General features: G+C 71.6%; 10 protein-coding genes and 2 riboswitches. Of the genes, 6 read left to right on the plus strand and 4 right to left on the minus strand.

Going from position 1 to position 12,932, the window contains the following annotated elements; translation table 11 throughout:
- Nucleotides 1-7: 7 nt before the first annotated feature.
- Nucleotides 8-865, plus strand: coding sequence for a CPBP family intramembrane glutamic endopeptidase (locus tag JNB61_RS13450; RefSeq protein ID WP_220339957.1), 858 nt, complete (start codon nucleotides 8-10; stop codon nucleotides 863-865).
- Between the two features lie 126 nt (nucleotides 866-991).
- On the opposite strand, the gene gcvP is transcribed toward JNB61_RS13450, so the two are convergent.
- From gcvP to JNB61_RS13470, 4 genes are all read right to left on the minus strand, one after another.
- Entirely contained in the window at nucleotides 992-3,883 is a 2,892-nt protein-coding gene (gcvP, locus tag JNB61_RS13455) for an aminomethyl-transferring glycine dehydrogenase (RefSeq protein WP_220339958.1), read from the minus strand.
- Entirely contained in the window at nucleotides 3,880-4,263 is a 384-nt protein-coding gene (gene gcvH / locus JNB61_RS13460) for a glycine cleavage system protein GcvH (protein WP_220339959.1), read from the minus strand. The genes gcvP and gcvH overlap by 4 nt, the downstream gene beginning before the upstream one ends.
- Entirely contained in the window at nucleotides 4,260-5,378 is a 1,119-nt protein-coding gene (gene gcvT, locus JNB61_RS13465) for a glycine cleavage system aminomethyltransferase GcvT (protein ID WP_220339960.1), read from the minus strand. Before gcvT ends, gcvH begins: the two co-directional genes overlap by 4 nt.
- A gap of 48 nt (nucleotides 5,379-5,426) precedes the next feature.
- Nucleotides 5,427-5,522, minus strand: a riboswitch (glycine riboswitch).
- Between the two features lies 1 nt (nucleotide 5,523).
- Nucleotides 5,524-5,620: riboswitch (glycine riboswitch) on the minus strand.
- Nucleotides 5,621-5,663: 43 nt separating this feature from the next.
- Nucleotides 5,664-6,836 (minus strand): MarP family serine protease, encoded by a 1,173-nt coding sequence (locus JNB61_RS13470; RefSeq protein ID WP_220339961.1) that lies wholly within the window; start codon nucleotides 6,834-6,836, stop codon nucleotides 5,664-5,666.
- 206 nt (nucleotides 6,837-7,042) lie between these two features.
- On the opposite strand from JNB61_RS13470, the gene JNB61_RS13475 reads away from it, so the two are divergent.
- From JNB61_RS13475 to JNB61_RS13495, 5 genes are read left to right on the plus strand one after another with little or no spacing between them, the layout of a single operon-like run.
- On the plus strand, nucleotides 7,043-7,762 hold the full coding sequence (locus JNB61_RS13475) for an NUDIX hydrolase (RefSeq protein WP_220339962.1): 720 nt from the start codon (nucleotides 7,043-7,045) through the stop codon (nucleotides 7,760-7,762).
- A 21-nt stretch (nucleotides 7,763-7,783) separates the two neighbouring features.
- On the plus strand, nucleotides 7,784-9,136 hold the full coding sequence (nadA, locus tag JNB61_RS13480) for a quinolinate synthase NadA (RefSeq protein ID WP_220339963.1): 1,353 nt from the start codon (nucleotides 7,784-7,786) through the stop codon (nucleotides 9,134-9,136).
- Nucleotides 9,133-10,830, plus strand: coding sequence for an L-aspartate oxidase (nadB, locus tag JNB61_RS13485; protein ID WP_220339964.1), 1,698 nt, complete (start codon nucleotides 9,133-9,135; stop codon nucleotides 10,828-10,830). The genes nadA and nadB overlap by 4 nt, the downstream gene beginning before the upstream one ends.
- Nucleotides 10,824-11,681: a carboxylating nicotinate-nucleotide diphosphorylase gene (gene nadC, locus JNB61_RS13490; RefSeq protein WP_220339965.1), complete on the plus strand. Its 858-nt coding sequence runs from the start codon at nucleotides 10,824-10,826 to the stop codon at nucleotides 11,679-11,681. The genes nadB and nadC overlap by 7 nt, the downstream gene beginning before the upstream one ends.
- 23 nt (nucleotides 11,682-11,704) lie before the next feature.
- A complete protein-coding gene (locus JNB61_RS13495) occupies nucleotides 11,705-12,859 on the plus strand; it encodes a cysteine desulfurase family protein (protein ID WP_220340047.1) in 1,155 nt (384 codons plus the stop codon).
- The last annotated feature ends 73 nt before the right edge of the window (nucleotides 12,860-12,932 follow it).

Here is a 12,932-nt window from a genome sequence, read left to right on the forward strand (position 1 = left end):
TGACAAGATGACGCCGCCGAACCGGCCCACGGGGCAGAGGGATTCCACTAGTCTTTCACCCCTCACGCCGTATGATCGCGGACGCCTCACGTGGGAGATCTGGATCGTGCTCGCGATCACCGTCGGGCAGTCGGCTGTCTACTCGGTTCTGTCGCTCGTCCGCAAGCTCCTCGCACCCGTTCCGCTCGGCCAGCAGCAGACCCAGGTGAATCCACCGCGGGATGCGCAGGCGCTATGGGACGTCGTGTACCAGCTCCTCGCCATCTTCTTCGCCCTCGCCCTCGTCGCGCTCGTGGTCTACCTGCTCTGGAAGCCGGGGAGCAGCGCGCTGCGACGCATCGGACTCGACTTCTCGAGGTTCGGCGGAGACCTCGGCCGCGGCATCCTTCTCGCCGCCGTCATCGGAGTGCCGGGCCTGGCGCTCTATGCCGCCGGCCGCGCTCTCGGGGTCACCGTCGTGGTGGTCGCGTCTCCGCTCGATGCGGCGTGGTGGACCGTGCCGCTGCTGGTGCTGTCTGCGCTGCGGGCGGGGTTGACCGAGGAGGTCATCTTCATCGGCTACCTGTTCGACCGGCTGCGCCGGTTCGGCTGGAACGAATGGGCCATCATCCTGACCTCTGCCGGTCTGCGCGGCGCCTACCACGCGTATCAGGGCATCGGCGCGATCGTCGGCAACGTCGTCATGGGTGTGGTGTTCGGCTGGTGCTACCGGCGCTGGGGTCGCGTCATGCCGCTGGTCATCGCCCACACGCTCCTCGACGTCGTCGCGTTCGTCGGATATCCCCTCGCCGCCGCGCTGTGGCCCGGCGTCTTCGCCCCCATCCCCACCCCGACGCCCTCCCCCACACCGACGCCGTCCGCCTGACTCGCGCCGCAGCATCCGTCGCCCTCGTCCGTCGTTCCCCCGTGCCCGATTCCGCGAGACTGCGCCGGGCGGACGAGACAGCGACGGGATGCTGCGGGGGCGCAGCATCCCGTCGCTCAGGGTTCGTCAGGCGAAGGCCTCGATGGGCGGGCAGGCGCATACGAGGTTGCGGTCGCCGTAGGCCTGGTCGATGCGGCGGACCGGGGGCCAGTACTTGGTGCGGACCAGCGTGTGCACCGGATACACCGCCGTCTCGCGCGAGTAGGGGTGCTCCCACGAACCCGACACCACGGACTCGGCGGTGTGCGGGGCGTTCACGAGCGGGTTGTCGGCGGCCGGCCACTCCCCCGCGGCGACGCGATCGGCCTCAGCCTTGATCGCGATCATCGCCTCGATGAAGCGCTCGATCTCGGCGAGGTCTTCTGACTCCGTCGGCTCGACCATGAGCGTTCCCGCGACCGGGAACGACATCGTCGGGGCGTGGAAGCCGTAGTCGATGAGGCGCTTGGCGACGTCGTCGACCGAGACGCCCGTCGCCTCTTTCAGCGGACGCAGGTCGAGGATGCACTCGTGGGCGACCAGTCCGTCCTCGCCGGTGTACAGCACCGGGTAGTGGTCGCGCAGGCGCACTGCGATGTAGTTGGCCGCGAGCACGGCGGCAGCAGTCGCGCTGCGCAGGCCCTCGGCCCCCATCATGCGCACGTACGCCCACGAGATCGGCAGGATGCCGGCCGATCCGTGCGGTGCGGCAGAGACGGGTCCGCCGTCGAAGACTCCGCCGGCGTGGTCCCTGCGCTGCGACAGCGGATGCGAAGGCAGGTACGGCGCCAGGTGCGCCTTCGCCGCCACCGGTCCGACGCCCGGGCCTCCGCCGCCGTGCGGGATCGCGAACGTCTTGTGGAGGTTCAGGTGCGAGACGTCGCCGCCCAGGTCGCCGAAGCGCGCGTAGCCGAGGAGCGCGTTGAGGTTCGCGCCGTCGACGTAGACCTGGCCGCCCGCGTCGTGCACGGCCTGTGTGATGTCGAGCACGTCGTGCTCGTAGACGCCGTGCGTCGACGGGTAGGTGATCATGAGCGCGGCGAGCTCGTCGGCGTGCGCCGCGATCTTCGCGCGCAGGTCGTCGAGGTCGACGTTGCCGGCCTCGTCACACGCCACCACCACGACCCGCATGCCGGCCAGCACCGCCGAGGCGGCGTTCGTGCCGTGCGCGGACGACGGGATGAGGCATACGGTGCGGCCGTGGTCGTCGTTGGCCCGGTGGTAGCCGCGGATCGCCATGAGGCCCGCGAGCTCGCCCTGGGAGCCCGCGTTGGGCTGCAGCGACACCGCGTCGTACCCGGTCACCTCGGCGAGCCACACCTCGAGCTGCTCGATCATGGCGAGGTAGCCGTGCACGTCGTCCTCGGGAGCGAACGGGTGCACGCGCGAGAACTCGGGCCACGATACGGCGGCCATCTCGGTCGCCGCGTTCAGCTTCATCGTGCACGAGCCCAGCGGGATCATGCCGCGGTCCAGCGCGTAGTCCCGGTCGGACAGCTGCTTGAGGTAGCGCATCATCGCCGTCTCGGACCGGTGCGTGTTGAACACCGGGTGCGTGAGGAACTCCTCGACCCGCTGCAGCGCAGACGGCACGCCGGACAGGGGTGCGGCATCCGTGAAGCTGAGCACCCGCTCGCCCTGCTCCCCCGCGCCGAGGAACTCGTTCTCGGGCAGCCCGAACGCCCATGCGACGGCGGCGAGGTCGTCCTGGGTCGTCGTCTCGTCGACCGAGACGCCGACCGTGGCGTCGTCGGCCCAGAACAGCTGGTAGCCGCGCTCCCGCGCACGCTCGATCACACGCCGCGACGCGCCCGGCGTCGCCACGCGGATGGTGTCGAAGAACGAGTCCGAGCGCAGCGACAGGCCGTACGAGCGCAGGCGGGCCGCGAGCGCCTCGGCCTTCTTCGCGACGTCCGTCGCGATCGCGCGCAACCCGTCGGGACCGTGGTAGACCGCGTACATCGACGCCATGACGGCGAGCAGCACCTGCGAGGTGCAGATGTTGGATGTCGCCTTCTCACGCCGGATGTGCTGCTCACGGGTCTGCAGCGCAAGGCGGTAGGCGGGGTGGCCGGCGGCGTCCTGCGAGACGCCGACGAGGCGTCCCGGCAGCTGCCGTTCGAGACCCTGACGCACCGCCATGTAGCCGGCGTGCGGGCCGCCGAAGCCGAGCGGCACGCCGAAGCGCTGCGTCGTGCCCACCGCCACATCGGCGCCGAGCGAGCCGGGCGAGCGCAGCAGCGTCAGCGCGAGCAGGTCGGCCGCGACGACGACCAGGGCCCCCGCCACGTGCGCCGCGTCGACGACGCCTGACGGATCCCACACGTTGCCCGACGCGCCGGGGTATTGCACGAGCACGCCGAACAGCTCGTCCGGCAGAGTCGCGCCCCGGCCGAGGTCCAGCTCCACGAGCTCGATCCCCACGGCCGCCGCGCGGTGAGCCAGCAGCGCCTTCGTCTGCGGGAGCGCGTCGGCGTCGACCACGAACACGTTCGACCCCGCCTTCGAAGCGCGGCGGGCCACCAGCATGCCCTCCACGACGGCGGTGGACTCGTCGAGCATCGAGGCGTTCGCCGTCGCGAGCCCGGTGAGGTCGGTCACCATGGTCTGGAAGTTGATCAGCGCCTCGAGGCGCCCCTGCGAGATCTCCGGCTGGTACGGCGTGTACGCCGTGTACCAGGAGGGGTTCTCGAGCACGTTACGGGCGATCACCGACGGCGTCAGCGTGTCGTAGTACCCCAGCCCGATCATCGGCCGCGCGGTGCGGTTCTGCGATGCCAGCACGCGCAGCTCCGCCAGTGCCTCAGCCTCGGTCGCCGCGGGCGGGATGTCGCTCGTGGCCCGGGGCTTGACATGGATGGATGCCGGGACCGCCGCCTCGACGATCGCGTCGACGCTGTCGTATCCCAGCGCGTCGAGCATGGTGCGCTGGGCCGCGGCATCCGTTCCGATGTGACGGTCGGCGAAGAGGCCCGTCATTCGGCGCCGCCCGTGAGCGAGACGTACGCGTCGCGGTCGAGGAGATCCGCGACCGCTGCGGGGTCGACCGTGATCTTGACGAGCCAGCCGGCGCCGAACGGATCGGCGTTGACGAGCGACGGGTCGTCGACCACGGCCTCGTTGACCTCGACGACCTCGCCACTGAGCGGGGCGTAGAGTTCGCCGACCGACTTCGTGGACTCGATCTCGCCGACGACAGTCGCCGCGGCCACCTGGCTTCCGACGGCGGGCAGCTCGACGAACACGACGTCACCGAGCTTGTCGGCGGCGTAGGAGGTGATGCCGACGGTCGCGAGGTCGCCGTCGAGGGCGACCCACTCGTGCTCGGCGGTGTACTTGAGGGCGGTGAGGTCGGTCATTTGTTCCTCCGGTAGAAGGGCAGGTCGGTCACGGTCGCGGGGATGCGGGTGCCCCGCACGTCGATGAAGAGCTCGGTTCCGGGCGCGCTCGCGGCCGGCGAGACGAACGCCATGGCGATGGGATGCCCCAGGGTCGGGCTGAGCGCACCGCTCGTGACCTCGCCGACCGGCAACGCGGCGTCGGCGGCGTCGAACACGGCGTAGCCGGCACGGCCGGCGCGGCGGCCCTCGCCCGAGAGGCCCACCAGCACCGGGGCGTCGGACGCGACCACCGCGCCGAGCCCCGCCTTGCCGACGAAGTCGTCCTTGTCGCCCGCGACGACACGGCCGAGGCCGGCCTGCGCGGGGACGATGTCGAGCGACAGCTCGTGGCCGTAGAGGGGCATGCCGGCCTCCAGGCGCAGCGTGTCGCGCGCGGCGAGACCCGCGGGCACCAGCCCGAGCGGCGCGCCCGCCGCCAGCAGGGCGTCCCACAGGGCTGTCGCGGCGCGGTTCGGCACGAGCAGCTCGAAGCCGTCCTCGCCGGTATAGCCCGTGCGGGCGATGAACAGAGGCTCCCCGTTGAACGTTCCGGCCGACCACGCGTAGTAGCCGAGTTCGGCGAGCTCAGGCGCGACGTCGGTGATTCCCGTGGCCGCCTCGACGATCTCGCGGGCGGCAGGGCCCTGCACGGCGATCAGCGACATGGCGTCGGTCTGGTCCTCGAGCTCGGTCTCGAAGCCGCCGATGCGCTGGGCGAACGCCGCGGCGACAGCATCCCGATTCCCGGCATTCGCGATCACGAGGAAGCGGTCGTCCGCGAGGCGATAGACGATGACGTCGTCGATGATGCCGCCGGACTCGGCGAGCACCAGCGAGTACTTCGCCTTGCCGACGCGCATCGGCGAGATCGCGCCGGCGAGCGCGTAGTCGAGGAACGCCGCCGCGCCTACCCCTGTAACGAGGAACTCGGCCATGTGCGAGATGTCGAACAGACCGGCGCCGGAGCGTACGGCGTGGTGCTCGGCGAGGTCGGAGCTGTAGCGCACCGGCATGAGCCAGCCGCCGAAGTCGGTGAAGGAGGCGCCGAGCGCCTCGTGGCGGTCGTGCAGGGCAGTCGTACGGAGTTCTGTCATGAGTTCTCCCGGTCGCGGACGGGCAGACGCCGGAAGGCGCCTGTGAACTCCCCCTCTGTCATGGGCCTGAGAGTTTCGCCCGCGAGGAGCGGGTTTTCACCGTCGGCGGATTGCGAGCTGCGCTCGAATCGCTTTCCAGAGTCGGCCTGCCCGGACGGTACGCGTACCTGAGAGATTGGCGGGGAGGCTTGCTCCTTCGGTGCTCGGCGATAACGCTGCCGAGGCTCTCCCGCCCGGGTGATGGGCCGTTATTGACTTGCGCAGCAAGCATACCGGTCGGTGCCGTCAGCCGACGCAGGAGCCTGTCGACACGGGGTCGGTGAGGGAAGGCGCGCGATCGGCCACCGGGGTGAGCTCTGCCATCGTCATCGCGTAGCCGACGTTCTCGTCGTTCTCGGCGCGCGCGAACACCACGCCCGCGACCTCGCCGTCGCCGGTCAGGAGCGGTCCGCCCGAGTTGCCCGGGCGCACGACGGCTTGCAGCGAGTAGATCTCGCGCGGACTCCACGAGCCGTCGTACACGTCGGGCACGTTGGCCGTGCCCACCGACTGCACGCTCGCCGGCACCATCGTGAACGGGCCCCCATAGGGGTAGCCCTGCACGGCCGCTGCGGCGCCGGCCTCGAGCGTCGGCGAGAACGGCAGTGCGCTCGCACCCAGGTCGTCGACGGCGATCACCGCGAGGTCGTCGATCGGATCGAAGTAGACGATGCGGCCCTCGCGCGCCGCCACGCCGGGCAGCTCGACGATGGGCGTGTCGACGCCGGCGACGACGTGCGCGTTCGTGACGACCCGGTCCTCCGCCACGACGAACCCGGTGCCCGACGATCCGCGCCCGCAGGCGTATGCATTGCCGGAGACACGGGCGACGGATGCTGCGGCCTGCTGCAGTTCGGGATCGTCCAGTGCGACCGGGGGCTCGGGGTCGGCTGTCCCCGGTCCGAGCAGGATCCCGAGCCCGGGCAGCCCGTCGTCGAGCACAGCGCCGCGCAGCTGCGCGAGCGCGGTGGCGACGGGGTCGGGCGTCGCAGCCTCGATGCCTCGCAGGATGGCCGAGGAAGCGACGGCCGATGAGATGACCGGGATGCCGGCGACGGCGATGGCCGGCGCGACGAGCGCCAGTGCGAGGATGGCCGCGACGACCGAGGCGATGCCGCCGAGGAAGCGCTCGATCGCCCGGAGCCTCAGCCGGTCTGCGCCGGAGCGCAGGGCCGAGCCGATCGCGGAGCCGACCGCCGCACCGGCGAACACGAGCCCGAGCGCGGTGAGCAGCACCGCGGGCCCGCGCCAGACCGGCGACGGCACCCACGCGCTCACCAGCGGAGTCAGCCAGAAGGCCGCGAAGGCACCTGCCGCGAGCCCCGCGAGCGTGCCGATGCTCGCGAAGAAGCCGCGCTGGACGCCCGCGACACAGGCGGCGACGAGCAGGAGGACGACGATCACATCGACGACGATCATCTCGCCCCTCCCCGCCCGTCGGACCCCGTCTCGTCAGGCTACGCATCGAGGCTGGGAGACGACCTCCATCGGGCGCCCGGGCGTGTCGGGCCGAGGCCCGGGCGGGGATCGGTCACGTGCGCTCGGCGGCCGGCTCCCTCTGTTACAGCATCCGTTTGGCTTCTGGTCAAAGTGACACTATGATCGTCTCGACAGTTAGAGTCACCATGACCAGAACAGCTCCTGAAACCCGCTCCCCCGGCGCTCCCGCCGACACCGACGCGATCCGCGTGGCGGTGTCGACGGTGATCTTCACGCTTCGGCGCCTTCCCGGAAGCGATGCCCTCCAGGTCGTGCTCCCGCTCGTGCGCCGCACGCGGGATCCGCACGAAGGCCAGTGGGCCCTTCCCGGCGGATGGCTGGACGTGACGGAGGGACTGGATACCGCGGCATCCCGCACCCTCGCCGAGACGACCGGGCTGGCACCGAGCTATCTCGAGCAGCTGTACGCGTTCGGGGCCGTCGACCGCTCCCCCACCCGTGTCGTCTCGATCGTGTACTGGGCGCTCCTGCGCGCCGACGAGATCACCGACGCCACGGTGGAGAACGTCCAGTGGTTCGATGCGGCCGCCCTCCCCGCGCTCGCCTTCGACCACAATGAGATCGTCGGCTATGCGCTGTGGCGCCTGCGCAACAAGGTCGGCTACAGCCGCATCGCCCACGGGCTGCTCGCCGACGAATTCACCCTCGCCGATCTGCGCGAGGTGTACGAGGCGATCCTCGCGCGACGCCTGGACCCGGCGAACTTCCGCCGTCAGGTCGAGAACTCCGGCACCCTCATCCCCACCGACCGCTTCCGCACCGGAAGCCACCGCCCCGCGCGGCTCTACCGCTACAACCAGGACGTCGAGCTGGCCGATCGCGGCCCGCTCGACGCCGGCCACTGACCCCCGAACGGAGCACCCGACATGCCTGCCGTGAACCTCACCCTCCAGCCCCGCCCCCAACTCGATGCCTCGGTCGACCACGCCATCCAGGCCATCGTCGCCGGCGCCACGGTCGGCGAGACGTGCAACACCGACCTTGCCGCAGGACCGTGGGATTTCGACTCGCGCCCGGGCTACGGGCCGGGCTCATCGATGGGTGACGTGATCCCCACCGGGTCGCCGCGCCAGGGCGAGCTCCCCCGCGAGTACCGAGAGGCCTCCGAAGCCGAGCTCGACCAGCGCATCCGGGCCGCGAAGGCGACCCTGGGCGACCGGGTGGTCGTCCTCGGGCACTTCTACCAGCGCGAAGAGGTGGTGGTCCACGCGGATTACGTGGGCGACTCGTTCCAGTTGGCGAACGCGGCGCTCGAGCACCCCGACGCCGAGGCCATCGTGTTCTGCGGCGTCCACTTCATGGCCGAGACCGCCGACCTGCTGTCGCGCCCCGAGCAGGCCGTGATCCTCCCCAATCTGGCGGCCGGATGCTCGATGGCCGACATGGCCGACATCGACCAGGTCGAGGAGTGCTGGGAGCAGCTGGCCGAGGTCTACGGAGACATGGACGAGACGGATGCCGACGGCCTCGTGCCTGTGATCCCCGTGACCTACATGAACTCCTCCGCCGCGATCAAGGGATTCGTCGGACGCCACGGCGGCATCGTGTGCACCTCCTCCAACGCGCGGACGGTGCTCGAATGGGCGTTCCAGCGCGGACGCCGCGTGCTGTTCTTCCCCGACCAGCACCTCGGTCGCAACACCGCGAAGGCGATGGGGGTGCCGCTCGAGCAGATGCCGATGTGGAATCCGCGCAAGCCCCTGGGCGGAGCATCCGTCGGCCAGCTCGCCGATGCGCGCGTCATCCTGTGGCACGGCTTCTGCTCGGTGCACCGCCGCTTCACGGTCGATCAGATCGAAAAGGCCCGCGCCGAGCACCCGGGCGTGCGGGTGATCGTGCACCCCGAATGCCCGATGGAGGTCGTCGACGCCGCGGACGAGGCGGGCTCGACCGACTACATCCGCAAGGCGATCGAGGCCGCGTCCGAGCCGACGACATTCGCGATCGGCACCGAGGTGAACCTCGTGCAGCGGCTCGCGGCCGACCACCCGCAGCACACGATCTTCTGCCTGGACCCGGTCGTCTGCCCGTGCTCGACGATGTACCGCATCCACCCGGGCTATCTCGCGTGGGTGCTCGAGGGGCTCGTCGCGGGCGAGGTGCGAAACCGCATCACGGTGCCGGACGCGGTCGCGGAGCCGGCACGCGCGGCGCTGGAACGCATGCTCGCGGCCAAGCCCCCGGCAGCGCCCGCGGCCGCGTGGGAGAACGCCTCATGACCAGCGCCATCGTGGTCGGCTCCGGCATCGCGGGCCTGCTCACGGCGCTGCACGCCGTCGAGCACGGCTGCCGTGTCACCCTGGTGACGAAGGACGTGCTGGAGCACGCCAACACCCGTTTCGCGCAGGGCGGCATCGCCGGCGTGATGTTCGACGACGACCGCGCCGACGACCACGTGCGCGACACGCTGGTCGCCGGCTCCGGCCTCAATGACCCGGACGCGGTGCGCGTTCTGGTCCACGAGGGGCCAGAACGCATCCGCGAGCTCATCGCACTCGGTGTCGCGTTCGACCGCGACGACGCCGGCGGCTTCGTGAAGGGCCTCGAGGCCGCGCACTCGTACCCGCGCATCCTGCACGCCGGCGGCGACGCCACCGGCACGGCGATCGAGAAGGCCCTCGTCGCGCGTCTTCGCGCGAGCGATGTCGCGGTCGTCGAGCACGCGTTCCTCGTCGACCTGCTCCTCACGGACGGTCGCGTCACGGGCGTCGAGCTGATCGTCGGGGAGACGGATGCTGCCGCCGGCCGCCGCGAGAGCCTCGAGGCCGACGCGGTGGTGCTCGCGACCGGGGGCGCGGGTGAACTGTATGCGCACTCGACCAACCCCGAGGTGGCCACCGGCGACGGGATCGCCGCGGCGATCCGCGCGGGCGCCGCGGTCGCCGACCTCGAGTTCTTCCAGTTCCATCCGACCGTGCTCGCGGTGGGCGACTCGTTCCTCGTCTCTGAGGCCGTGCGCGGCGAGGGCGCCGCCCTGATCGACGAGCACGGCCGCCGGTTCGCGTTCGATGCGCACCCCGACGGCGAGCTCGCCCCCCGCGATGTGGTCGCCCGTGCGATCGCACGGCAGATGGAGGCGCAGGGCGGCCGTCCGGTCCAGCTGGACGCGACGCGCATCCACTCCGAGGACGCCGAGGAACGCGCGGCATTCCTCGCGCGCCGCTTCCCCACCATCGACCGTGCCGTGCGCGAGCGCGGCCTGGACTGGGCGCGCGAGCCCATCCCGGTGACGCCGGCCGCGCATTACCTGATGGGCGGCGTGAGCACCGACCTCTTCGGCCGCACGACCCTGCCCGGGCTGTACGCCGTCGGCGAGGTCGCGCGCACCGGAGTGCACGGCGCCAACCGCCTCGCGTCGAACTCGCTGCTCGAGGGCGCCGTGTTCGGCGCACGTGCCGGCGACGTCATCGCCGAGGACGCGGCATCCGGTTCCTGGCCGACCTCCGCCTCCCCCGCGTCGCCTGCGCCCGAGCAGCGCTCACCCGTCACGAAGCGCGGTTCCGCCCGCCAGATCGCGACGGGCGAGCGGGCGAACCCGGGCGAGGTGCCGGCGTTCTCGCGCGCCGCGCTGCAGGACCTGCTCTGGGATGACGCCGCACTCGTGCGGGACGACGCGGGCCTCGGGCACGCGGCATCCGTCATCGCCGGCTGGCGCGCCCAGGAGCGCACGCGGGACTCCGAGCACGACTTCGAGGACGAGAACCTCCTTCTCGTCGCCGAGCACCTCGTCGCCGCGGCGCTCGCTCGACGGGAGTCGGTGGGCGCACACTTCCGCTCCGATGACACCGCCGAGAGCGCCGAGACTCCGCGGAGTCGCGATGCGATCGCGCTTCACGCCGCGCCCGCTGCGGCGTCGGCTCCGGATCCCTGGAGTGCGGCCGCCGACCCCTCCAAGGAGCCCGTCGCATGCTGACCCGCGCCGTGATCGACCGCGCCGTCGCCGCCGCCCTCGAGGAGGACGCGCCGTGGGGCGACCTCACGAGCGAGGCGCTGATCCCCGAGAACGCCATCGCCCGGGCCGATCTCGTCGCGCGCGAGCGGGGAGTCTTCTCGGGCGGCGAGGTGTTCGAGGCAGCGTTCCGGCTCACCGACCCGCGCATCGACGTCGAGCTCGTCGTGGAGGACGCCGAGTGGTTCGAGCCCGGTGCGGTGCTCGCGGTCGTCACCGGCCCGGCGCGCGGCGTGCTCACGGCCGAGCGCATCGGCCTCAACTTCGTGCAGCGGATGTCGGGGATCGCGACGCTCACCGGGACCTACGTGGCGGAGGTCGCGCATACTGGCGCCCGCATCGCCGACACCCGCAAGACGACCCCCGGACTCCGGGCCTTCGAGCGCAAGGCCGTGCGCGACGGCGGCGGCCGCAATCACCGCCACTCGCTGTCGGACGCCGTGATGGCCAAGGACAACCACCTCGCGGTGCTCGCGCAGAAGGGCGTCTCGCCCACGGCCGCGCTCGTGGCCGCCAAGGACCTTCTCCCCCACACGACCCACATCGAGGTCGAGGTCGACCGGCTCGACCAGATCGAGCCGGTGCTCGCGGCCGGCATCGGAACGATCATGCTCGACAACTTCTCGCTCGACGACCTTCGCGCCGGTGTCGCCCAGGTCGCGGGGCGGGCGACGGTCGAGGCGTCCGGCGGCGTCTCGCTCGAGACCGTGCGGGCGATCGCCGAGACGGGCGTCGACGTCATCTCGGTAGGCGCCCTCACCCACTCCGCACGCGCTCTCGACCTCGGCCTCGACGTGCGGATCGACGCGGCCTGAGCCGCCCGGAGGCCCCGATGAGCATGCTGTACCTCGACAACGCGGCGACCACCCGGGTCCGGCCGGAGGTCCTCGATGCGATGATGCCGTACCTGACCCGCTGGTACGGCAACCCGTCGAGCCACCACACCGTGGGCGAGGCGGCGGCCGACGCGCTCGCCGACGCGCGCCGGCGCGTGGCCCGCGTGCTCGCCCTGCGCGCCGGCGACATCGTCTTCACGTCGGGGGGCACCGAGGCCGACAACCTCGCCATCAAAGGCATCGCGATCGCCGCGGCGATGCGCCGCGAAGACCGTCGTGCGCATGTCGTGACCACGCCGATCGAGCACGAGTCGGTGCTCGAGTCCGTCGATTACCTCGAGCGCGTTCACGGGTTCGCCGCGACGCGGGTGCCCGTCGACGAGCACGCCCGGGTGACGACGGATGCTGTCGCCCTGAGCCTCCGCGACGACACGGCGCTCGTGAGCATCGGCTACGCGAACAACGAGGTCGGAACGGTTCAGGATGCTGCGGCACTTGCCGCCGTCGTCCGTGATCGGCGCATCCCGTTCCACCTCGACGCGGTGCAGGCCGCCGGCTGGCTCACGCTGTCGGCCGACGAGCTCGGATATGACGCGATCTCGCTCGCGGGACACAAGCTGGGCGCGCCGAAGGGCACGGGCGTGCTCGGCGTCCGGGGCCGGATCCCCCTCGAGCCCCTGCTGCACGGCGGCGGTCAGGAGCGCGGCCGACGAAGCGGCACCGAGGACGTCGCGGGCGCCGTCGGCTTCGCCACCGCACTGGAGTTGGCCGAGGCGGAGCGGGACGAGGCATCCGCTCGCGTGTCGGTCATCCGCGATCGCTTCATCGCCCGCGTGCTCGAGCGCGTGCCCTCGGCGCGCCTCACCGGCGACCCTGTGCACCGACTCGCGGGCACGGCCAGCTTCACGTTCGCCGGCACCAGCGGCGAGGCCGTGCTCCTCGAGCTCGAGCGCCGCGGCATCGTGTCGTCGAGCGGTTCGGCGTGCGCCGCAGGCAGCGACGAGCCTTCGCACGTGCTGGTCGCCATGGGCATCACGCCGGAGGTCGCGCAGACCGCGGTGCGCTTCACCTTCCCGCGCCGGCTGGACGCACCGCTGGACGCGGTCGCCGACGCGGTCGAGGCATCCGTCGCGGCCGTATGCGAGCCGGGCCGCTGAACCTCGCGGCGTGACCGTGCGTCACGCGAGCCATCTGGGAAGCCGTGCGCCAGCGGGCGACCGTAGGATCAGG

This window comes from Microbacterium ureisolvens, assembly GCF_019511645.1.
In the GTDB taxonomy this organism is placed as follows: domain Bacteria; phylum Actinomycetota; class Actinomycetes; order Actinomycetales; family Microbacteriaceae; genus Microbacterium; species Microbacterium ureisolvens_A.

Coding starts and splice junctions, on each gene's coding strand:
- JNB61_RS13450 (WP_220339957.1), top strand. CDS start 8: ATGACGCCGCCGAACCGGCCCACGGGGCAGAGGGATTCCACTAGTCTT.
- gcvP (WP_220339958.1), bottom strand. CDS start 3,883: ATGACGGGCCTCTTCGCCGACCGTCACATCGGAACGGATGCCGCGGCC.
- gcvH (WP_220339959.1), bottom strand. CDS start 4,263: ATGACCGACCTCACCGCCCTCAAGTACACCGCCGAGCACGAGTGGGTC.
- gcvT (WP_220339960.1), bottom strand. CDS start 5,378: ATGACAGAACTCCGTACGACTGCCCTGCACGACCGCCACGAGGCGCTC.
- JNB61_RS13470 (WP_220339961.1), bottom strand. CDS start 6,836: ATGATCGTCGTCGATGTGATCGTCGTCCTCCTGCTCGTCGCCGCCTGT.
- JNB61_RS13475 (WP_220339962.1), top strand. CDS start 7,043: ATGACCAGAACAGCTCCTGAAACCCGCTCCCCCGGCGCTCCCGCCGAC.
- nadA (WP_220339963.1), top strand. CDS start 7,784: ATGCCTGCCGTGAACCTCACCCTCCAGCCCCGCCCCCAACTCGATGCC.
- nadB (WP_220339964.1), top strand. CDS start 9,133: ATGACCAGCGCCATCGTGGTCGGCTCCGGCATCGCGGGCCTGCTCACG.
- nadC (WP_220339965.1), top strand. CDS start 10,824: ATGCTGACCCGCGCCGTGATCGACCGCGCCGTCGCCGCCGCCCTCGAG.
- JNB61_RS13495 (WP_220340047.1), top strand. CDS start 11,705: ATGCTGTACCTCGACAACGCGGCGACCACCCGGGTCCGGCCGGAGGTC.